The organism is Streptomyces sp. NPDC056835, assembly GCF_042789485.1.
GTDB lineage: Bacteria > Actinomycetota > Actinomycetes > Streptomycetales > Streptomycetaceae > Streptomyces.
Genome location: NZ_JBHUBB010000012.1, coordinates 149,830 through 170,214 on the forward strand (window position 1 = coordinate 149,830; position 20,385 = coordinate 170,214).

Below are 20,385 nucleotides of genomic sequence, written 5' to 3' on the forward strand. Positions count from 1 at the left end.
CAGGTGAGAGACGTCCGATCGGTGAACCTCGCAGGGCTGCGGTTGGCGGGACTCGGGGGCCGCACTCAAGTCACGTGGCCGCCCGTCCTCCAGGTCAGCGGCCCTGGGCTTCGAGTCGGGCGGGCAGCCGGACGATGCGATGGACCCTGGCTTGATGACGGCCCGGCCCAGCTCGGCCTCGTGATGAACCGTCAATTTCTGTCAGTGGCCACTGCTACATCAATGAGAGAGACGGGCCGCGACCGTGGCTCGCTGATGGGAGGGACGTCATGTCGAAGGCGCCGGACGGGTTCCACTTCGTACGCGGCCACATCCGCCGCAATCCGAAGCCGGGCAGGGCGAAGCGGATGAGCGGCTGGATGATCGCCGGCCTCGCGGCCGGCATCTGGTTGTGGGGGCAGGTGTTCGGGTTCGGTGAGGCGGCCACCACGGCGCCGCCCGCGCAACCGCAGCCGGCCGCCTCCTCTCCCGCCGCCCGCTGATGGGGCGCAAGCGGTTACGCCTCCGACGTCCACGCGGCGCGCCCGAGGTCCTCTCGGCCGCGGTCGTGGCACTGGCGGCGCTCGTCCTGGCCGTCCGGATGGCCGTCGCGGCCCTCGGAGCGCTCAAGGACGGGTGGCCGTTCCTGCTGGCTTTTGTTCTGCCGGCGGGGGTCATCGGGGCCTGGCGGATCACGCGAACCGTGCGTGGCCGGCGGCGTGACGCGGAACGGTTGGCCACGCTGCGGATCACCCTTGCCGAGATCGACGCGATGGACGACCGGCAGTTCGAGCACGCGCTGCGGGACCTGCTCGTCCGCGACGGCTGGTCGGCACGGCGTGTGGGGGGCAGAGGCGACCAGGCCGCCGACGTCATCGGCGAGCACACCCACCGAGGCCGGATCGTCATCCAGGCCAAGCACACCCGGGTCGGCGGGAAGGTGGGGTCCTCCGTCATGTACGCGGTGAAGGGAACGGCAGGCCCGGCCCACCGTGCCGACCACGCCGTCGTCGTCACCAACAGTACTTTCTCCCGGGACGCCATGACCTGGGGCGACCGGCACAGCATCCGCTGGGTCGACCGGGACAGACTCCGGCGCTGGGCGGAGAACGGCACCGCGCTGCACGAGCTCCTCGGGTTGTCCGCGCGCTCCCGCCGCGCCCGGCTCCGGCGCGCCGCCTGACAGGGCACCCCATCATCAACCGCCCGGAGGTGTGGTGCTCGACCTGGAGGTGCGGTGCTCGACGAAGACGGGTCGCTCGACCCGCTGCCGAAGTTCCTGTTGCACGCCGTCCTTGCACTGGCCGTCGGCAAGATGGTGTGGAAGTGGCTCACCAACGACGTCAGCCGGTGGATCACCATGGATGGACCTGTGGGGACTGATCGCCGATCACCCGTGGTGGACCGCCCTCGTCGCCGTGGGCACGCCGGCCATGCTCATCCTCCTGGTGATGCTGCTGTCGTTCCTGTTCGGCGCCGACAAAGCCATGTTCGTCGACCGTGTCCGCCCCTCCTGGTGGCCGGCGGCGCCTTCTGGGTCATCACCGAGATCACCGACCGTCGCACAACCACCGACCCGGCCCTCCAGAGGCTCGGGATCACTCCAGCGGACGCCGAGCTGCTCACGACCGGATGGTCGGCGCCGGGCCTCGGTGCCCTCGCGGACCTCGCGCGACGAACCTCCTGCACGCCCTCCTCGTCCTGCTCGTCCTGCTCGTCCTGCTCGTCCTGCTCGTCCTGCTCGTCCTGCTCGTCCTGGCGGAACCTCGAAGTCGACCGGTGACAGACGATCTATCCCGCAGACTGCCTCCCATCCCGATCCCACCTTCAAGAGATACGGGTGCGAGGTGCTCAGTTCGTCGGCTGCGTCGGCTCGGCCACCTCGTCAGTCGATCCGGCCCGCTCGCCGCCGAACACCTCATCGACGAGCCTCTCCATCGCCTTCAGGAACACCCCGGCCAGGGACATCGCGGCGTCGTCCACATAGTTGAGCGAGGCGGTGAGGGTCTTGCTGCCGTCGGGCGTGCTGTACATCAGCGCCGCGTGGCCCGCGGCGCCGCCGTTGTGGAAGAGGAGGGTGCCGCCGTTGGGGCCCGCGTCCTGCACACGCAGCCCCAGGCCGAAGCCGCTCTCGGGATGCGGCGTGCGCATCTCGGCCAGCAGCCCGGCCGGCAGGAACTTGCCGCCCGCCAGCGCGGAGATGAACGTGTGGAGGTCCTGGGTGGTGGAGATCATGTCTCCGCCGGCGGAGATCCAGGAGGGGTTCTGGCGGGTGATGTCGACCGTCTTCTGCCGGCCGGCTTCCTCGTACCGGTAGTAGGCGTGGGCGTGCGGCTCGGGGATCTCCGGCGAGGTGTACGGCACCACGGTGTCCGACAGGCCGAGCGGACCCAGGATCCGCTCCTGCGTCTCCTCGGCGCACGAGCGGCCGGTGACCTTCTCAACCAGCAGCCTGGCCAGCACGTAGTTGGTGTTGGAGTAGCTCCAGCCCGTCCCCGGTTCGAACCGCGCCGGCTTGGACAACGCCAGTCGTACCAGTTTCTCCGGGGGGTAGGTCCTGAACCGGTTGTCCACCCACTCCTGGCCCGAGATGGTGGAGGGGATCCCCGCTACGACCGTCCCGTCCTCGAAGAGCTCGCCGGTGAAGTTGAACACCCCGCTGGTGTGCTGCAACAGCATCCGCACCGTTATCCGCCGGTCAAGGGCGAACTCGGGCAGGTAGTCGGCCGCCGGGGTGTCCAGTTCGATCTTGCCTTCGGCCACCAGTTGCAGCACGAGGGTCGCGGTGAAGGTCTTGGTGTTGCTGCCGATCCGGACGTACCCGTTGACCGGCGGCTCGGCAGCCTCGCCCAGCTCGGCCACCCCCGCACTGCCGACCCACTCGCCCCGCTCATCGTTCACACGCAGCGACACCCCGGCGAGACCGGAATCGACGATCTCCTGGATGGCCTTCCGCAGCTCCGGGCGATCCTGTCCGGCAGCGGAGTTCTCTGTGGTGTGGAGGGACGCGCTCATGGTCATTCCTCAATCTCGTGACGGTTGGCCCTGGTGGCTACCGGCCCCTTCGAGGCGGCCTCGCGATGAGCGTGCACCCTGACCCAAGGTCAAGGTCAACCTCCATCGCGACCATGGGCTGACCGGGCACCGATCAACGCGCGCTACCCTCGCCCCTGTGATCGCCCGCAACCCGTACCCCGAGACCGCGGCCGTCCACGATCTGGAGGTGTGCTGAACCGATGGCGAACGGGCTCACGATCGGTCAGGCGGCGGCGTTCGTCGGCGTCACGATCAAGACGGTGCGGCACTATCACCGGCTCGGCCTGGTCGCCGAGCCGGAACGTGACGGTTCCGGCTACCGGCGCTACGGGTCGGCCGACCTGCTCCGGCTGATCCAGGCCAGGACCCTGGCCGGGGCCGGCGTCCCGCTGGCCGAGATCGGCGACCTGCTCGACGCCGGTCCCGAGCGGTTCGCCGCCGCCCTGGACGACGTCCATCGCCGCCTCACCGAACGGATCGAGGACTTGACCGCACGCCGCGACACGCTGCACCGGCTCAACCACAGCGACCGGGCCCTTCTGCCCGACCGGGCCTGCGCGATCCTGGACCGACTCACCGATCTGAGCTTCAGCCCCGACTACGTGGCCGTTCAACGCGAGGGTCTGGTGCTGGCCCGGGCACTGATTCCGGAGATCTTCGACAGCTTCCTGACCCACCTCGAACACTCGCTCGCCGACCCCGAGTTCATCGAGCTGACCAAGCGCAGCTGGGACGCCAGATCCTGGGATCCCGACGACCCGCGGATCGAAGCACTCGCGTCCGCGGTGGCCGCCAATCTGCTGACCAATCGTGCGCTGCGGACGATACCGACCGGGTTTCAGAACCAGTCCGACGCCGCCGCCCGGTACGGACTGGTCAACCACCACCGGGAAGACCAGGGACCCTCCATCGCCCGGTTGAACGCCCTGGTCGAAGCGAACCTGCGCGCGGCCGGCATCCACATCCCGTATCAGTGACGCCCTCTCAGGAGAAGGCCGGGGGCCGCACACTGGACGTGTGCCTCCGATGCCGGCATGCGACGAGGACAGTGGCGGGTCCCCGAAGACAGATCAACTCGCCGAACACTCGCCTTACTTACCTGCACCATGAGCAGGCCACTGACCAGCGAATGAGCTTGACAACCCTGGAAAAAGATCGCCGCACCGTCTCGGTCGGACGCGCCGCGATCTCGTTCGTAGGCTCGCATGTCCACTGTCCCTTTCTCGTTGACGGTGGCCTTTGTCCGGCCCAAGGAACAGCGCGGTGGGACGAACTCTTTGTCCGGCGACAAGGCTGCGGGTGCGGCGGCTGCGGCCACGCATCATCAAGGTCCGCCGCGGCGTCGACTCGGTCGGCACGTGCCGCTCTCAGCGAATACCGTTCTTGGCCAGCTGGCTCAGCAGAGCGTCCACCAGAGGGGGCTTCAGACCCAGCGCCAGGAACGCCAGGGGCCTGAGGCCATGCCGTGCGATCTCGACCCGGTGGAAGGTCATGAAGAGCGACGCGCCGCTGAGCCGGTTCAGCACGGTCACCTCGCTCCACGCCACCGCGTCCTGCACGCCGCCGAACAGATTGGTGACGACCAGGCCGTCCGTGTAGAGGTAGCACCGCCTGAGTCCGAACCTCGCGGACATACGACGCCATGCCAGCATGAGGCCGAACAGGACGAACACCACCGCTGTCATGACGGCGCCCTTGGCGAACGCCGCCGGGGGCGTGATAACTACCAAGCAGACGACCAGGATGACGTACAGCACCACGCCGACCCGCCGCGCCATCTGCGCCAGGCCGCCTCCCACTCCCGCGACGGGATAACTACCGAGCTTCTCGCCGAGGCCGAGCCCGTCCACGCCCTGTCGCATGATGAATCGTCTCCTCTGGAACAGAGCCATGATCTCCCCATCGATTCGGACCGGCCATCAGCCATCAAGGTGCGGCTGACGGAACGGCAGCAACAGCAGTAACGGCAGCACCGGCTTTCGAGAGGCTGAGAGAAAGTCCCAGCCGCGTTTCACACTGAGCCACGCCGGTCACGGTCGGGCCGGCGCCGTGTCCGCATGATGAGTTGAGCGAGCAGACGGGTGCGGGGGACCATCTGCCCGACCTTGACGTACTCGGTGCTCGCGTGAGCGCCACCGCCCACGGCGCCCAGGCCGTCCAGCGTCGGACAGCCCGCAGCCGCGGTGTAGTTGCCGTCCGAGGCGCCGCCGACGGCGATCCCCCGCAGCGGTTCCTGGCCCAGTTCCGCGGCGAGTTGGGAGGCGAGGGCGAACAGTCCGGCGGAGGACTCCGGCTCCATGGGCGGCCGTTGGCTGCCGCCCAGCACCTCCAGCCGGGCGCCGGGCGCCCGCGGCGTGAGCCCCCGTATGAGCGCGTCGATCCGGTCCTGTGCCACCGGGGTCGGCACGCGCACGTCCACCGACACCCGCGCCAGCGCGGGCACCGTGTTGCGCGCACTGCCGGCCGACAGCAGGGTGGGCGTGACGGTCGCGGAGCCCAGGACGGAGTCCGCGCCGTCGACGGCGCCCATCGCGGCGCCGAGACCGGCGATGGACAGCACCTGGTGAGCGGCCTCGACCGCGGCGTTGATCCCCTTCTGCGGTTCCTGACCCGCGTGGGCCGCCCTGCCATGCACGACGACCTCGTACCGCGAAGTGCCCTTGCGGGCGGTCTTGAGCGCACCCTCGTCGTCCGCGGACGCTTCCAGAACAAAGGCGGCCGCGCACCCTCGCACGGATTCCTCGATCAGTTGCCGGGAGGTCGCCGAGCCGACCTCCTCGTCCCCGTTGACGAGTATGCCCACTCCGTCCGGGGACGGAAGCGAGGCCAGGGCATGGAACATCTGCACCAGGCCCGCCTTCATGTCCAGGACCCCGGGGCCGCGGGCGATCCCGTCGGCCACCGACCAGGGGTGGCTCTTGATCGAGCCCATGGGCCACACCGTGTCGTGGTGTCCTACCAGCAAGACCCGCGGGGTGCCGAACGTCCACCGCAGATGGGTCACACCGTCGATCACAATCGTCTCCGGCCCGGCCCCCAGCAGCCTCCTCCCGAGCGCGCCCACTACCTCGGCGCTTCGCGCCACCGCCGCGTGGTCGGCCGAGAAGGACTCGCAGCGCACGAGTTCCGCCAGATCGGCCAGCATCGCCGGCAGTTCGACAGCGGCCCCCCGGGTCATCGGTCCCGCCCCATGCCAACTCCCTGTCGTGACAACACATTTCCCCCTCGGACTTCATGGGCAGTGGTGCGGCGGGGCCGTTCCCCCTGCGAAGCCCCGCCGTGTGAACGACGTTAGGGCGGGCCAAGGCATTCCACCAGCGACTGGATTGCATAGGACCCATGCATATGGAGAATGGGTTGTGGGAAGACGGGCGATGCCCGGAGGATCGTGAAGGGGGAGGGGCGTGTTCGAGGTCGACGCGCTTCGGCTGCTCGTGGCCGTGGCAGAGACCGGATCGTTCACCAAGGCGGCGGTCCGGCTCAATTACACACAGTCCGCGGTCTCCCGGCGGATCGCCGCGCTGGAACAGCAGGCGGGCGGGCCGCTGTTCGAACGGCTCCCTCGGGGCGTACGGCTCAATCCCCTCGGCCGTACGCTGCACCGGCACGCCGTGGAGGTGCTCGACCGGCTGTCGCGGGCGGCGCGGGAGCTGGCCGTGCTGAACGCGGGGAACGGCGGACTGCTGCACACGGGAGCCTTCGCCACCGCCAACATCTCGCTCGTGCCCACCGCCCTGCGGGCACTCCAGCACGCGAAGCCGGATGTCGAGGTCATCGCGGTCGAGGGCTGGACCGACACGCTGATGGAGCGCCTCGCGGACGGGGCGTTGGACCTCGCTGTCGTCAGCGACTACCCGTCCGGTCTGCCATCGGCCGACGGTGTCACGACGACCTTGTTGTGCGAGGACGAACTGTTCGTGGCTCTTCCGCGCGCGCACCGCCTGGCCGGAGCCCTCACGGTCGACCTGCGTGAACTGCGAGACGAGGCATGGCTTCACAGCGCGTACGGCGACCGTCCTACGATGCTCGCCGATGCCTGCGCACGGGCGGGCTTCACCCCCAGGAAGATCATCCGGATCGCGGAATGGACCGGGAAGTTCGGCTACGCGGCCGCCGGACTGGGGGTGGCGCTGGTCCCCTCGCTGGCCGCCCGGGCGGTCCCCGACGAACTCGTCCTGTGCCGCCTCACCGACCCGGCCCTGCGCCGGACCGTCCATGTGGCGCTGCCCGCAGCCCCGCTACCGGCGGCACTGACACTGCGGGATCTGCTGCACGACGCCGTTGGCTGAACCAGCGGCTCCAGGCCGCTGCGGCCTCACTCGTGGCGACACCGGGGCAACACCCTTTCGTCGCCGCCCTCACCCCACGAGGGACAAGATCGAGGTTGGGCCGCAGAACCGGCAACCGGTCATGAACGGTGACCTGGACGTTGAGGTGATGCGGCAGGGCGCGGGCGTTCGCCTCGCCGGCACCCGAGCCCGCTGCGCGGAACCCGCCAAGGCCGGCTGACGCATCTGCGGGCCCCCCGCTCCGAGGGCTCACCGCCCTCACGGGCGGCGAGCCGATATCAGAGGAACTGCCCATCCGACACGCGGTCTCCCGGTTCTGGGCCTTCAGCATCCTTCTCCGGGGCAATGGCCTCGAACGCCGCTCGCTCGTCGATGTGCGGGCCACAAGGATGCTGGAGCAGGATGCCGTGGATTTCCGGATCGTCGGACAGGGCAGCGAGGGTGTCGATCAGTTCGGCGGTCGTGGTGGTGGCCGGCAGACCGATGTGCCGGGACTGGACTGGATACCTGCCTTTGCGCAGCGGGCCCGTTTCATGCGGACATACGCGAGCGAAGCGGGGTCCTCTCCCACCAGCACCGTCGCCGGACAGGGGCAGGTTCCCGTGCGCCGTGAGATCTCTGCCGCCTTGACCGCGACCTCTTCAACGATGCGTCTGGCGAGGCTGGTGCCGTCCATGAGCTGAGCCGTCCGAGTCGGGGACATCGTTGCCCTCCAGGCGTTGCTGACCACTCGCCCAGGCGCACGGCATTGACTCCTCGTCAGACCGCTTCCCGGTGGTGCTCCACCTCAGCGCCAGTCACGGCCCACGCCGCACCGCAGTAGGCACTGCATCCTCACCGCGCATCGATCAGGCCCTCGGCCAGGAAGCGACGTAAGAAATCCCGTCCCCTCCGGCCTGACGTCAATTCTCCGGCGTTGTGGGATCCACGGTTCTACGAGCGTGCTCTACCCATTCGCCAGGAACCTGTCGAATGTACGCGGCGCACGACCGGTCAGGTCCCGCACCGCCGTCGTCACCTCGGACATCGCATCGGCTGCCATCTCCGCGTAGAGCCGCAGAAGGTCATCTACGAACCATCCGGGCAACCCCTGTGCCTGTAGACCCTCAGCTGCCTCCTGAGGTGTCAGATCATGGAAGGGAATGGCGAGCTTGGCGGCGATCTCCTCACGGAGGGTCCATCCGCTTATCGGGTCAAGGGACGCAACAACGGGCATGTTCATACCCGCGCAGGAGCGCGGGCACTGCCCCGTGGTCATCACGCGAACCGGTTCACGTCCCCGCCGCGCCACAGCACTCAGGGCATAGCGGGAGTTCATGGATCTTGGGAAGGACCGACGCAACCTTGCGCGTGTCCCGCTGAGCTCAGGGTCAGCTGCGGCGCCCGGCCGCCGGGTCCCAGTGCCGACCGGACCATCACCCGTTCTCGTCCAGCTACCGCGGACACTGGGCGGTCCGCGGCCTGAGTCGAGCCGGGCCTGAGTGGAGCCGGGTCGGCAGCCTCCACGCACCTGTCGGGGGCACGCCGGCGGCGGCTGACCGAGGCTTCCGAAATACCGCGAGACCCCACGCCCAGGGCCACTGGAACCACTCAGTCGAAGTGGGGCCAAATCACTTTGCTGCAGGGGCGTGAATCACACCGCCTCACGCCCCCTTCAGCCCGCCCATGGAGCCAGAGAACTTCCGTCGGCTGGAGCCCCAAAAACGTCCTTACAACCAGCCCGCCGCTCCCTCTCCCCCACCGGTCACTCGACGGGAGTGCCGGGGCCGGCCTGCCGCAGGCAGCGTTCCAGGCGTCGCAGGTACCCGTTGAAAGACTCTTCCGCGGGCCAGGTCTCGTAGGCGGTGAGGGTGGCGGCTACCGCGAGGTTCAGCTGCAAAATTGGAGTCAGTTCGTCGGGGCCGGTGATACGGGACTCCGTCCAGCGCCTCAGGTCGTTGAAGAACTGCTCGCCGAAGCCCTGGGCCGACTGCGCGAAGGCGGGCGATTGCGCCTTGAGGCGGCGCTGCAGCGGGACGCGGTCGCGCAGACTCTCGCAGAACCCCGTCAGGATCGCGGTGAGCGAGTCCCAGAGTGGTTCGTCCGCGGGACGCTCATCCAGCAGGGCCTGCCAGTTGAGCCGCTCCTCAGGATCCTGGTCCAGGACCGCGGCATCTTTGCCGGCGAAGTAGTTGAAGAAGGTGGCGCGCGAGACATTCGCCGCCGCCGCGATCTGGTCGACCGTCGTGGCCTCGTAGCCCTGCTCGTCGAAGAGCCGCAGCGCGGCGGTCTGGATGGCACGCCAGGTCGCCAGTTTTTTGCGCTCGCGCAGGTTCATGTGGTTCCTCCCATGAGCCCATACTACGTGCGATTTCTGGACGGATGCATTTCTGGACGGAGCCATATTTGGACTCGTCTAACTTTCTGGGCTACAGTGAAACCGGCGCCGGGGGCAGCCCCGGGAGGCCATCCCTCAAGGAGAAGCAATGAGCAAGGTCTGGTTCATCACCGGTACGTCCCGCGGCATCGGCCGCGCCTTCGCCGAGTCCGCGCTGGAGCGCGGGGACAAGGTCGCCGCGACCGCGAGGAACACGGCGACGCTGGAGGATCTGGTCACCAAGTACGGCGACGACGCGGTCCTGCCACTGGCACTCGACGTCACCGACAAGGCGGCCGTCGCCGCCACGGTGGCCGCGGCGCACGAGAAGTTCGGCCGCCTCGATGTCGTGGTCAACAACGCCGGCTACGGACTGTTCGGCATGGTCGAAGAGGTCACCGAGCAGCAGGTGCGCGATCAGATGGAGACGAACTTCTTCGGCGCGTTCTGGGTAACCCAGGCCGTGCTGCCGATCCTGCGCGCGCAGGGCAGCGGCCACATCGTGCAGGTCTCGTCCGTCGGCGGCGTCGCCGCCTTCCCGTCGCTGGGCGCGTACCAGGCGTCCAAGTGGGCGCTGGAGGGCTTCAGCGACTCCCTCTCCCAGGAGGTCGCCGGCGTGGGGATCAAGGTCACCATCGTCGAGCCGGGCGGCTTCAGCACCGACTGGGCCGGTTCCTCGGCCACGCACGCCGAGCCGAACCCCGCCTACGACGGGGTCCGCGAGGCCATGGCGGCCCGCATGGGCGAGGCCCGCCACAGCGAACCGGCCAACGCCGGCGCCGCCCTGCTGCAGATCGTCGACGCGGAGAACCCGCCGCTGCGCGTGCTGTTCGGGACCGAGCCCAGCGAGATCATCGAGCCGCTCTACGCCGAACGACTCAAGACCTGGGCCGACTGGCAGCACGTCTCCCGGATCGCGCAGGGCTGACCAACCCGTCACAGCCCGGCGACGCAGGAACCCCTCCCGCCCCCACCCTGGGCCTGGCGGCCATCCCTTGCCGATTGTCGGACTCGTTCGACAGTGACCACACGTGAGGTGGTCCTCGGCTCCTCACACATCAGGAGACACAGTTCATGTCCGTACCTCAGACTCCCCGCACGTTCGGAGCGACCACCACTGCCGCCGAAGTGATCGACGGCGTCGACCTGCACGGCCGCCGCGCCGTGGTCACCGGTGCCAGTTCCGGGATCGGAGTGGAGACTGTCCGCGCACTCGCCGCGGCAGGCGCCGACGTCACCTTGGCCGTCCGGAACACCGACGCGGGCGCGCAGGTGGCGGCGCGCCTGGAGGCGGAGCTTCCGTCCGGCTCGGGCAAGTTGTCGGTCGGCCGGCTCGATCTGTCCGACCGGTCGACGGTGGCCGCGTTCGTGACGGCCTGGGACGGTCCGCTGGACATCCTCGTCAACAACGCCGGAGTGATGGCGCCACCACAGATCGCCCGCACAACTGACGGGCGGGAATGGCAGTTCGGTGTCAATCACCTGGGCCACTTCGCCCTCACCACCGGCCTCCACCCTGCGCTCGCCGCGGCGGACGGCGCCCGGGTCGTCGCGGTGAGCTCCATCGGGCACCTCTTCTCCCCGGTCATCTTCGACGACCTCGACTACCGCTATCGCCCCTACGACCCGTGGACCTCCTACGGACAGTCCAAGACGGCTGTCGTCCACTTCGCCGTAGCCGCCGCCGAACGCTGGGCCGACGACGGGATCACCGTCAACGCCCTGATGCCGGGCAACGTCGGCGACACCGGCCTGTCCCGCAACGCCGACATGGAGGCGGTGGCCGGGATGTTGGCCGCGGGCGAACTCGCCCTGCCGCCGGGCAAGACCGTCCAGCAGGGCGCCGCGACCTCCGTCCTGATGGCCGCTTCCCCGGCCGTGGCCGGCGTCACCGGCCGCTACTACGAGGACTGCGCCGAGGCCAAACCCGTCACCGAGCGCGCCGGAGCCATCGCCGGTGTCGCCTCCTACGCCCTCGACCACGACAACGCCGCGCGTCTCTGGGCCGTATCCGAGTCCTTGATCTAGTCGTGCTTTGTCAGGTGGTGTCGTAGGGCTGCCATGGGGTGGTTGTCGGCAGGTGGTCCAGGTGCCGGTCGAGGTGCCGGTCCAGGTGTCGGTCCAGGTGGCGAGAAGGTGTTGGAGGAGGTCCAGGGCCTGTTAAGGGTCAGGCCCTGGCAGGGGGCTTTGGGCAGGTCCGCTGTTCAGTGAGGAAGAGGTGGGCGGCGGTGACGAGGGTGGTGGCGAGCAGGCCGGCCACCGCGCGCGTGGTGCCGCGTGCGGTCGCCGTCCGCGGTGCCTATGAGGTCCAAGGACACCTCTCCACCGGGTGCCCCTGGATCACTCGACCGGAGCGTCAGCGTGAGTCGAAGAGCCGCCCGGCGTTTTCCAGGTCATACCTGGCCACGTTCGTGCCGAGTGTGATGCCGCCCTCATCGGCCGACCGGGTGTGGATGCCCGAGAGGATCCGCGCGTCGGTGTTCTCCTCCGAGAGCTGCTTCCAGGTGGTGTAGGTCCTGGTCACCCCGGGCGCGGTGGGGCTGGTCAGTTCGAACGGGGCGGTGCGAGGTCCGTAGAGCGTCGACAGCACGGTCTCCGCGGCACCCGAGTAGGTGTTGTGCCCGCTCGGGTAGTCCGGGTGCGCGGGAGTGTTGTGCAGCGGTGTCCAGTCCGGGTCGGGGTCAATGGTGCCGGTGCGGATCGCGGTGACCGGGCGCCACCTCTCGTACGCGTACTTCGAGTCGGAGGTCGCGATCTGTGTGTCCACCAGCACGACATGGAAGAGAGCGACCAGCCTCGTCTGCCCGGCGATCTCCTGCGCCGAGCGGGAGAGGGCGACGCGCAGGGGTTCTGTGTAGAGGGTGTACGAGGAGCCGTACCAGAAGGTGGCGGTCTCGGTCTGGTGCGCGCTGCGAGCGGTGCTGTCCGAGGCGCCGTATGTACGTACCTCGGTGAGGTCAGCGGCATAGCGCTTGGAGTCCAGCGCGGGCGGTGGGCCGAGTCGGAACTGGCTCTGCGTCTTGAGCAGGAAGGGCTTGGCGACGCGGTTGCCGTACTGCGTGGCCGGGGCGTACGCGGGTGGTGTGGGCTGCCAGACTCCGGGGGCTGCGGAGGGCACCGTGTACGGCGCGTCTACCGAGGCGGGGTCGAGGCCGTCACCTTGCCTGGACCTGAGGATGAGATCGGCCTGCCGCTCTCCCGCCGCGATGCCGCGCTCCTCCGACGGACCGTCGGGTATCCCCTCCAGGGTCTCCTTGAAAGCTGTGTCGAGCTGCTCCGTGCGAGCCGGTACCAGCGCCACGAGTGCACGGTGGACGGCCGCGGCGAGCGCCGCGTCCTGGTAGGCGCCGCGCTGGACGCCCGCGGGCACATTACGGGTGGCCCGTGCCGCCGCGAGCCAACTGATGGCCCACGTACGGTTGTTGGTGATCTGTGTGGGCGCGCCGGCCGCGGCGATGGTCTCGGCGGTGGTGTCGTACCAGGCGAGCGCCGTGGAGCTGCGCTCGCCGACGGCGACGGCCTGCGGTACCGCGACGGACGCGGTCAGCAGTGCTGCCGCGCCGAGGGCGACGAAGGCGGGACGGGATCTGAACGGACTCACGTGTTCTCCTTGGGTGAGGCGTATCTGCCGACGGGCCGCGGCAGTCCGTAGTGATCGCGCGGCGTGGCCAAACCGCTTTCGGGTGTGACGGCGCGGCTGAGGGGTGGCCGCCGCGGCTCCGTCTGTCACCGGTGCCGTCGGCTTGTCGAAAACAGTGGCGCTCATGTCGTCCTCCCTTCACCGGCGATGGCGTCGGCGGCCACTCACTCGTACCGGCGGTCGAAGAGTGTCCGCCTGGAAAGCCTTGTGCTTCTGCTAGAGGCATGCGTATACGAGGGATCATGCGGGCCTTCACAGAACGAGGGAACGAGCCGGCAGAGCAGGGGACGACGCCGGAGGGCGCGGAAAGGGAAGTCGGCGCGCACGTGCGGCGCGGTGTGGCGTGGTGGAGGGTCAGCTACACGTCGCAGTGGCGACGCGCATCAGATCGATGGCCCGTCGCCTCCGGAATCGCTGGCGGATGCGCATGGCGTCGAAGCTATGTACGGGTCAAGTGCCGGTCAAGGCAAGGCGGTTCGCCTGGCCAGTACTGCAATGACACCTTCGTGGGGTGCAATGCGGGCGTTACATCACGGGGTCATCGCGCGCGTGGCGCAGGAAGTCTTCGATGCCCCAGTGGCCTCTGATCCGGGTGGCGAGCTCTGCCCGCGGCGGCGTCGAAGATGTCCAGGCGTCAACGTCCCGGAAGAGAACCCGTCAAACCGGGTTCCGCTCCCGGAGCCGGCTCAGCAGTTGGTCTCCGATGCGGACGACCTCCGGTTTGTATGGGGTGTCGGAAAGGACGAAGTGGGTGATGCCGAGTTCACCGTACTTGCGCAGGGCCGCGGCCACGTCGTCAGGAGAACCGACCAGCCAGGTGGTCCCCGCGCCCCCGCCCCCGAACCGGCCAGGGGTGGTGTAGAGGCAGGAATCCAGCACCTCGCCGCGCTGCGCGAGATCGTAGAGCCGCTTCTGACCGACGGCTCGACGCTGGTGACTGAACACCTCCGACTCGGCGCGGCCCGCCATACTGGCTACCTTCGCCTCGGCGTCATGCCAGGCCTCCTCGGTCGTATCACGGATCAACGTCGTGATACGCAGGCCGAACTCCAGCGGGGCGTGGGCACGGCCAAGGAATTCGGCCAGCGTCTTGAGGCGGTCGATCCGCTCGGCCACGCCGTCGAGCGGCTCTCCCCAGAAGAGCTGGACGTCGGCCTCGGCGGCCGAGACCTGCTCCGCTGCCGCGGAGGCGCCGCCGAAGTAGAGCCTCGGGGTCCGGCCCTGCTCGGCGCCGTAGGGTCGCGGGCTGACCGTCGAGCCCTCGACGCCGAAGAACTCACCTCGGAAGGTGACGTTCTCCTCGCTCCACAGTCGACGCACGAGCTGGAGAAATTCCCGTGTGCGGTCGTACCGGCGTGCCGGGTCGCTCTCTCCGTCGCCGTACGCCCCGGCGTTGTCCAGGCCACTGACGATGTTGACCAGCAGGCGTCCCCCGCTGAGCTGGTCGAGAGTGGCCGCGGCGCTGGCGAAGTGCGCGGGCTGCCAATAGCCGGGCCTTATCGCTACCAGTGGCTGGAATGTGGTGGTGCGGGCGGCCAGAGCGGTGGCCACGGTGAAGGTGTCCGGCCGGCCCCACCCCGTACCGATGAGGGCTCCGCCCCAACCGTGGTCCTCCGCGGCCCGGGCGAGTTCAGTCGAGAAGTCGAGCGTTCCCCACCCTTTTTTCGTGTCGTCACCGCGATGGCCGGGCTCGACCGTGTTGGGGATGTACCAGAGATATTCTGTGCTCATGTCGGGCCTCCGATTCGCTGCCGAGCGGGGTTACCCCGCTCGATGAGTTGCCTTCGGCCGGCAGGGCGGCTGAAGCGCCGATCCCCGCCGCTCGTGTCAGGGCCTCACACCGGCGGCGAACGGGACCCCCGTGCCGTGCTGTGCGGCGGACGCCGGGGCGTTCGGGTGGGTCCACAGGCCGGACCCGGCGAGCAGCGGCAGGACGCCCTCGCCGAACCAGTACGCCTCCTCGACGTGCGGGTGGCCCGACATGATGAACTCGTCGATGCCGAGGCGGTGATATTCGGTGATGCGTTCCGCGACCTCGGCGTGGCTGCCCACCAGTGCCGTACCCGCGCCGCCGCGGACCAGGCCGACGCCCGCCCACAGATTCGGCGACACCTCCAGGCCGTCCCTGTCGCCTCCGTGCAGGGCCAGCATGCGCCGCTGGCCCTCCGACTCACTGCGGGCCAGGCCGGTCTGGACGGCCTTCACCGCCTCGTCGGAGAAGCCGTCGAGCAGTCGGCGGGCCTCCGCCCATGCCTGCTCCGCCGTGTCGCGCGTGATCACATGAAGGCGGATGCCGAACCGTACGGTACGGCCCTGCTCGGCCGCCAGGGAGCGGATCCAGGCGACCTTCTCCGCGACCTGCGCCGGGGGCTCTCCCCAGGTCAGATACACATCGCTGTGACGGGCAGCGACCTCGCCCGCCGCCGGTGAGGAGCCGCCGAAGTAGACAGGTGGCACGGGATCCGGGACACGGGCCAGCTGTGCGTTCTCCACCTGGAGGTGTTCGCCGGTGAACGACACGGACTTTCCGCGCCACAGTTCCCTGACGATCCGCAGGAATTCACCGGTGCGCGCGTACCGGCTCTCCTTGTCGAGAAAGTCGCCGTAAGCGCGCTGTTCGTGGCTCTCGCCGCCCGTGACGACATTGAGCAACAGCCGTCCCGGCGCGTGGCGTTGGAAGGTCGCCGCCATCTGGGCGGCGAGCGTCGGGGCGACGAAGCCGGGGCGGAAGGCGACCAGGAACTTCAGCCGTTCGGTCTCCCGGGCGAGCATCGCCGTGGTCAGCCACGCGTCCTCGCACCAGGCCCCTGTCGGTGTCAACGCTCCCACGAAGCCCAGTTGTTCGGCCGCTCGGCCGATTTGGCTCAGGTATCCGAGGTCGGCGGGGCGCTGTCCGCCCGCTGCGCCCGCCGGCAGTCCGTGACCGCCGCCGACAATGTGACGGCTGTCTCCGTACGTGGGCAGGAACCAATGGAAGGTGAGGCTCACTGAATTCTCCGGACTCTTCTGACAGGACACCTCCGGCGGGAGGCGTTGGGCGGGGCGCGGGGCGCGGACGACGGGACGGAGTCCCGCTCAGATCAGACCGTGGCGGGGCGGCCGGGTGCCGTTGAGCACGTAGCGGCCGATGTGCTGGATCTTCCACCGGGCGGGGTCGTGCAGCGTATGAGTACGGGCGTCGCGCCAGTGGCGGTGCAGGTTGAGGCTGTCCAGCGCCGAGCGGGTCCCCGACACCTCGAACAGCGCGCTACTCGTGTCGACGGCCGTTGAAGCCGCGTGTACCTTGACCGCCGACACCGCGATCGACGCCTCGGCCGCTGTGTCGTCCGTCAGGTCGGCGGACGCCGCGTCCACGGCGGACGCCGCGGCGGCCAGCAGCGCTTCCGAAGCCCTCACCTGCAGTGCCAGTTCACCGAAGCGCTGGATCAGCAGAGGATCCTCGACGGCGGTTTCGTAGCCGCTCTCGAACCAGGGCCGGCTCTTCGTACGGACGAATTCGGCGGCTTCGGCGAGGGCGCCGGAGGCGATGCCCACATCGATGGCGGCATGCAGCAGCTGGGCCACCGCACCGTGCAACTGGGGGCCCTGGAAGGTGAGGTGGTGGGGTACGACCCGGTCAGCGGCGACGCTGACGTCCGCGAGGCGCACAGTGCCACTCGCCGTGGTGCGCTGGCCCATGCCGTTCCAGTCGTCGACGACAGTGACACCGGGTGCGTCACGTGCCACGTACGCGACGTGCAGCGTGTCCTCTTCGGCCCGTGCGAGGACCGGGATCCAGTCCGCGAACAGTGCTCCCGTCGAGTAGTGCTTCTCACCGCTCAGCAGATAGGAGCCATCGCCCGTAGGTGCCAGTCTGGTCCTGATGTCCTGGACGTGCTTGGTGCCGGCCTCCGACTGCGCGTTGCCGAAGCTGCGACCCGCGAGCACCTCGGCGAAGAAGAACTTCTTCTGCCCCGCGCTGCCTTGTCTGCGCAGCACATTGACATAGACGAAGTGGTTCTGGGGTATCTGGGCCAGGCTGGCGTCGCCGGTCGCCAGCAGCCGGAAGACCTCGGCGAGTGTCCCTGCCGACACATCGGCGCCGCCGTGTGAGCGGGGCACGGTGATCCCGAGCAGACCGCCGGCGGACAGACGTGCCAGCTCCTCGCGCGGCAGGACGCGCCCCGCGTCCCGCCGCGCCGCACCGGCCCGGAACTCGTCGGCCAACTCCGCGGCCACCGTGCGCGCTTCGGTGTCATCGGCGATCACATGGGCGTTCGCCGACGCCGCGTCGTCGGGCGGTACGGGTGCGGTCATGGTGGTCCTCCGTGCGGTGTGCGGCGGATGGTCGGGAGAAACGGCCGGTGAGACGGGCGGTTCAGGCGGCGGCCGGTACCTGGTAGGCGCTGCCCGGCCGCAGTGCCCACGCGAACTGGTCCACCACCTGGCGGAGTCCCCTCTCGGCCTCGGCGTCGAGGGAGACTCCACCGCCTTCGAGGGCCGTGATGTGCTGGTCGAGGACGAACCAGCCCTGGACGATGTGCTGGGCGCCCATGGAGGACAGCACCGGCCGGAGCGCGTAGTCGTTGGCATGCGGAGAGCAGCGAGAAGACCGCGAAAGCCACTGCCGATGTGCTGTGAACACCGGGCTCGTGCCGCGTCGGTGTGACACGCGGTGCGCCGCGGGACCCGGTTCTATCGCACCTGACGACACAGGGCGCTGGAGACGCGCGCGAGGTCCACGTGACGGCGGCAGGTCAGCTCCCACAGATCCCGCATCGCCCGTCACCACCTCTCGAACCTGTTTCACCGAAGCATGTGCTCACGAGGTTAGCCGTCGTCGTCGCCCGCGTACATTCGGGATCCGTGAAGTGGTGATAGGGATTCCCTTCAACGCCGATCGGAGAACATGAGGTCATGCGGATAGAACAGCTCGAATACATCGAGGCCGTGACCCGTCTCGGCTCTCTTCGCCGGGCGGCCGAGGCCCTGCATCTGTCCCAGCCGGCGCTGAGTGAGGCCGTCCGCAATCTGGAGCGTGAGCTGGGCGTGGACATCCTGGACCGCAGGCGGTCGGGGGCCAGGATCAGCGCCGAGGGCCGTGAACTGCTGCCGCACATCACCGGTGTGCTCGACGCGGTCGAGGGGCTGCGCAGAGCGGCCGACGAGCAGCACCACACCAGCCGGATGATCCGGCTCGGCACGGTCCACGCCGCCACCGTGCCGCTGCTCGTGCCCACCATCCGGGCGTTCCGGGCCGCGCATCCGGAGACGCAGGTCGAGGTGGTCAGTGCCCAGCAGACCGCGCTGCACAGCGCGCTGCTGGAGGGCGGTCTCGATCTCGGCCTCGTCAACTACCTTCAGGGCGACGACACCCCGCCCGGATTCCACACCACGGAGCTGCTGCGCGGCCGGCCGGTGGCCTGTGTGCGATCCGGCAGTCCGCTCGCCGCGAAGGAGCGGATCTCGGTGGACGACCTGCTCAGCCAGCCGCTCGTCGTGATGCGGTCGGGCTACCTCATGCACCGCTACGTCCACCGGCTCCTGCACGGGCGCAGTCCCAGCTTCTCGTACTCGACGGACGGCGCGGAGATGGGGAAGCTCATGGTCGCCGAGGGTCTCGGCACCACCGTACTGCCCGACTTCAGCGTGCGCGGAGATCCGCTGGAGCGCGCGGGGATGATCACCTTCCGGCCTCTCGAAGTCGAGGACACCGCCGTACTGTTGGTGATCCAGCGGCCGCTCGCCGGCTCGGTCACCGCCGCGTCCCGGGCGCTGCACGCGATGTTCGTCGACCTCGCCGCCGACTACACCGCGGAGGTCGCGGCCGGCGTCTCCTGTTCGGCGGCAGGGTGACCCACCGTCGCCCCGGGAGGGGTGGCGCCGACCGTCGCGTTCATTGCCGCGGTATCGCTACTTCTTGGCGGCTCGACCGTGCCACTTCCTGCCACCGCACACCGGCGTCCAAGGGCCGGACGTAGGCGCCAGGATTCCGGGTCTGCGGCTCGCGGGCTGATCCGTGGTCTGCTCCGACGCCGCTACCCGCCAACGCGCGGGGAGCGGGAGCCGTCCGGTGACAGTTCCCGCACGTAACTGGCACGCGCTGCCGCAGCCCGTGCTTCGGACGAGGCCGTTCTTGAGGTTGTCCCGGCCGGGTGCCGGGGTGGCGATTCGGGGGCTTACGTGTATAGATCGGATGCCGGACTCACCCGGGTCCACGGTAGTCAAGCCTGTGAGTTCGCCCCCCTTCGGTCCGCAACCGCCGGCATGGTGCAGGGTAGAGGTCATGCTTGCTGATCATCAGGAGTTCCACGTGGTTGTCACGGCCGTGGCTCCGACAGGGACCGCCGTCAGCGCGGACGGTCACGACGGTTTCATCGACCGGACCAAACATCGCTCATGGTGGTCGGACACCCCGAGCGCCGCGGTCGGCGACCGGATGTGTGCGGTGGTACTTGACGCCACCAGGACCCCGCCACGGTTCAGCGCCCTGCCGAGCGATATACGGATGGCCCGGAGCCTGCGCCATACCGATCCGCTGGTGCGCCTCTGCCCGCCGCCCGTCGGTGGCCGAACCGTGAGGTGGTCCGCTGTGGAGGACGCGTTGGGCATCGCCCTGCCGGCCGACTACAGGCGGCTCGTCGAGATGTACGGCGGCGGGGTCTTCGCAGGGGTTGTCCGGCTGTTGGAACCGGGTTGCCCGGATGCGATGTATGACCTGGTCGCCCAGACCGCGGAACGCGAGGAGATCCTCGCCGATCTATGGGAAGTGGGCGAGGACAAGCCGTCGGAACTCCATGAGGGCAATGTCAGGCTGGTGCCCTGGGGGTATGTGGAAGGTGCGGGACACTTCCTGTACTGGTTGGTCCGTCCTGATGTCGAACCGGAGGAATGGACCGTCATCCTCAACGAGGGGCGCGGCCCGCTCTGGGAGGCGTATCCGGTGTCGTGCAGCCAGTTCCTCCACGACGTCGTGGCCCGCACGACGACATCGTTCTACTTCAGCAACCTCGACGACATCGTTGACCCGGAGGACAGGAATCGTTTCGCACCCAACTCGCAGATCCTCAACCAGTAACGGCATGAGGTGAGGCCAGGCCGCGGTT

At 69.0% G+C, this 20,385-nt stretch carries 18 protein-coding genes, 2 pseudogenes and 1 riboswitch; of the genes and pseudogenes, 9 read left to right on the forward strand and 11 right to left on the reverse strand.

Annotated features, from left to right (window positions below):
- Positions 1-269: 269 nt before the first annotated feature.
- The 3 genes from ACFRMN_RS16295 to ACFRMN_RS16305 all read left to right on the forward strand — a co-directional run bounded on the left by ACFRMN_RS16295 (position 270) and on the right by ACFRMN_RS16305 (position 1,762).
- On the forward strand, positions 270-482 hold the full coding sequence (locus tag ACFRMN_RS16295) for a hypothetical protein (protein WP_383019432.1): 213 nt from the start codon (positions 270-272) through the stop codon (positions 480-482).
- Positions 482-1,162, forward strand: coding sequence for a restriction endonuclease (locus ACFRMN_RS16300; RefSeq protein WP_383019434.1), 681 nt, complete (start codon positions 482-484; stop codon positions 1,160-1,162). The genes ACFRMN_RS16295 and ACFRMN_RS16300 overlap by 1 nt, the downstream gene beginning before the upstream one ends.
- A 333-nt stretch (positions 1,163-1,495) precedes the next feature.
- The gene (locus ACFRMN_RS16305; RefSeq protein WP_383019437.1) at positions 1,496-1,762 is read left to right on the forward strand and encodes a hypothetical protein; all 267 of its coding nucleotides are present in this window, start codon (positions 1,496-1,498) and stop codon (positions 1,760-1,762) included.
- A gap of 68 nt (positions 1,763-1,830) precedes the next feature.
- Here the strand turns inward: ACFRMN_RS16305 and ACFRMN_RS16310 are convergent, their stop codons facing one another.
- On the reverse strand, positions 1,831-2,994 hold the full coding sequence (locus tag ACFRMN_RS16310; protein ID WP_383019440.1) for a serine hydrolase domain-containing protein: 1,164 nt from the start codon (positions 2,992-2,994) through the stop codon (positions 1,831-1,833).
- A 221-nt stretch (positions 2,995-3,215) separates the two neighbouring features.
- Here ACFRMN_RS16310 and ACFRMN_RS16315 point away from each other — a divergent pair, with 221 nt between their 5' ends.
- The gene (locus ACFRMN_RS16315) at positions 3,216-3,992 is read left to right on the forward strand and encodes a MerR family transcriptional regulator (RefSeq protein WP_383019442.1); all 777 of its coding nucleotides are present in this window, start codon (positions 3,216-3,218) and stop codon (positions 3,990-3,992) included.
- Positions 3,993-4,382: 390 nt separating this feature from the next.
- On the opposite strand, the gene ACFRMN_RS16320 is transcribed toward ACFRMN_RS16315, so the two are convergent.
- Together ACFRMN_RS16320 and ACFRMN_RS16325 are read right to left on the reverse strand one after the other, a co-directional pair.
- Positions 4,383-4,877, reverse strand: coding sequence for a hypothetical protein (locus ACFRMN_RS16320; RefSeq protein WP_383019444.1), 495 nt, complete (start codon positions 4,875-4,877; stop codon positions 4,383-4,385).
- 149 nt (positions 4,878-5,026) lie between these two features.
- Positions 5,027-6,160, reverse strand: a complete 1,134-nt coding sequence (locus tag ACFRMN_RS16325) for a M20 family metallopeptidase (protein ID WP_383019670.1) — start codon at positions 6,158-6,160, stop codon at positions 5,027-5,029.
- A 259-nt stretch (positions 6,161-6,419) separates the two neighbouring features.
- On the opposite strand from ACFRMN_RS16325, the gene ACFRMN_RS16330 reads away from it, so the two are divergent.
- Entirely contained in the window at positions 6,420-7,304 is an 885-nt protein-coding gene (locus tag ACFRMN_RS16330) for a LysR family transcriptional regulator (RefSeq protein ID WP_383019447.1), read from the forward strand.
- Positions 7,305-7,624: 320 nt separating this feature from the next.
- Here ACFRMN_RS16330 and ACFRMN_RS16335 read toward each other — a convergent pair.
- Both ACFRMN_RS16335 and ACFRMN_RS16340 read right to left on the reverse strand, forming a co-directional pair.
- Positions 7,625-8,007, reverse strand: a pseudogene (locus tag ACFRMN_RS16335) (tetrahydrofolate dehydrogenase/cyclohydrolase catalytic domain-containing protein); the annotation flags it as partial.
- A 22-nt stretch (positions 8,008-8,029) separates the two neighbouring features.
- A riboswitch (ZMP/ZTP riboswitch) is annotated at positions 8,030-8,115 on the reverse strand.
- Positions 8,116-9,048: 933 nt separating this feature from the next.
- Positions 9,049-9,621, reverse strand: coding sequence for a TetR/AcrR family transcriptional regulator (locus ACFRMN_RS16340; RefSeq protein ID WP_383019450.1), 573 nt, complete (start codon positions 9,619-9,621; stop codon positions 9,049-9,051).
- A gap of 148 nt (positions 9,622-9,769) precedes the next feature.
- Here ACFRMN_RS16340 and ACFRMN_RS16345 point away from each other — a divergent pair, with 148 nt between their 5' ends.
- Both ACFRMN_RS16345 and ACFRMN_RS16350 read left to right on the forward strand, forming a co-directional pair.
- The gene (locus tag ACFRMN_RS16345) at positions 9,770-10,588 is read left to right on the forward strand and encodes an SDR family oxidoreductase (RefSeq protein WP_383019453.1); all 819 of its coding nucleotides are present in this window, start codon (positions 9,770-9,772) and stop codon (positions 10,586-10,588) included.
- A 146-nt stretch (positions 10,589-10,734) separates the two neighbouring features.
- The gene (locus tag ACFRMN_RS16350; protein ID WP_383019455.1) at positions 10,735-11,688 is read left to right on the forward strand and encodes an SDR family NAD(P)-dependent oxidoreductase; all 954 of its coding nucleotides are present in this window, start codon (positions 10,735-10,737) and stop codon (positions 11,686-11,688) included.
- 328 nt (positions 11,689-12,016) lie between these two features.
- Here the strand turns inward: ACFRMN_RS16350 and ACFRMN_RS16355 are convergent, their stop codons facing one another.
- From ACFRMN_RS16355 to ACFRMN_RS16380, 6 genes and pseudogenes are all read right to left on the reverse strand, one after another.
- Complete coding sequence (locus ACFRMN_RS16355) at positions 12,017-13,261, reverse strand: vanadium-dependent haloperoxidase (RefSeq protein ID WP_383019458.1); 1,245 nt, start codon at positions 13,259-13,261, stop codon at positions 12,017-12,019.
- Between the two features lie 696 nt (positions 13,262-13,957).
- A complete protein-coding gene (locus ACFRMN_RS16360; RefSeq protein WP_383019461.1) occupies positions 13,958-15,031 on the reverse strand; it encodes an LLM class flavin-dependent oxidoreductase in 1,074 nt (357 codons plus the stop codon).
- 96 nt (positions 15,032-15,127) lie between these two features.
- Positions 15,128-16,288, reverse strand: coding sequence for an LLM class flavin-dependent oxidoreductase (locus ACFRMN_RS16365; RefSeq protein WP_383019464.1), 1,161 nt, complete (start codon positions 16,286-16,288; stop codon positions 15,128-15,130).
- A gap of 87 nt (positions 16,289-16,375) precedes the next feature.
- Entirely contained in the window at positions 16,376-17,596 is a 1,221-nt protein-coding gene (locus tag ACFRMN_RS16370) for an SfnB family sulfur acquisition oxidoreductase (protein WP_383019467.1), read from the reverse strand.
- Between the two features lie 61 nt (positions 17,597-17,657).
- Positions 17,658-17,870: pseudogene (locus tag ACFRMN_RS16375) on the reverse strand (hypothetical protein); the annotation flags it as partial.
- Positions 17,871-17,974: 104 nt separating this feature from the next.
- Positions 17,975-18,058, reverse strand: coding sequence for a putative leader peptide (locus tag ACFRMN_RS16380; RefSeq protein ID WP_383019673.1), 84 nt, complete (start codon positions 18,056-18,058; stop codon positions 17,975-17,977).
- A 138-nt stretch (positions 18,059-18,196) separates the two neighbouring features.
- On the opposite strand from ACFRMN_RS16380, the gene ACFRMN_RS16385 reads away from it, so the two are divergent.
- Positions 18,197-19,135 carry a LysR family transcriptional regulator gene (locus ACFRMN_RS16385; protein ID WP_383019469.1) on the forward strand — a complete coding sequence of 313 codons (939 nt, stop codon included), beginning with the start codon at positions 18,197-18,199 and terminating at the stop codon, positions 19,133-19,135.
- A gap of 430 nt (positions 19,136-19,565) precedes the next feature.
- Positions 19,566-20,357: an SMI1/KNR4 family protein gene (locus ACFRMN_RS16390; protein ID WP_383019471.1), complete on the forward strand. Its 792-nt coding sequence runs from the start codon at positions 19,566-19,568 to the stop codon at positions 20,355-20,357.
- The last annotated feature ends 28 nt before the right edge of the window (positions 20,358-20,385 follow it).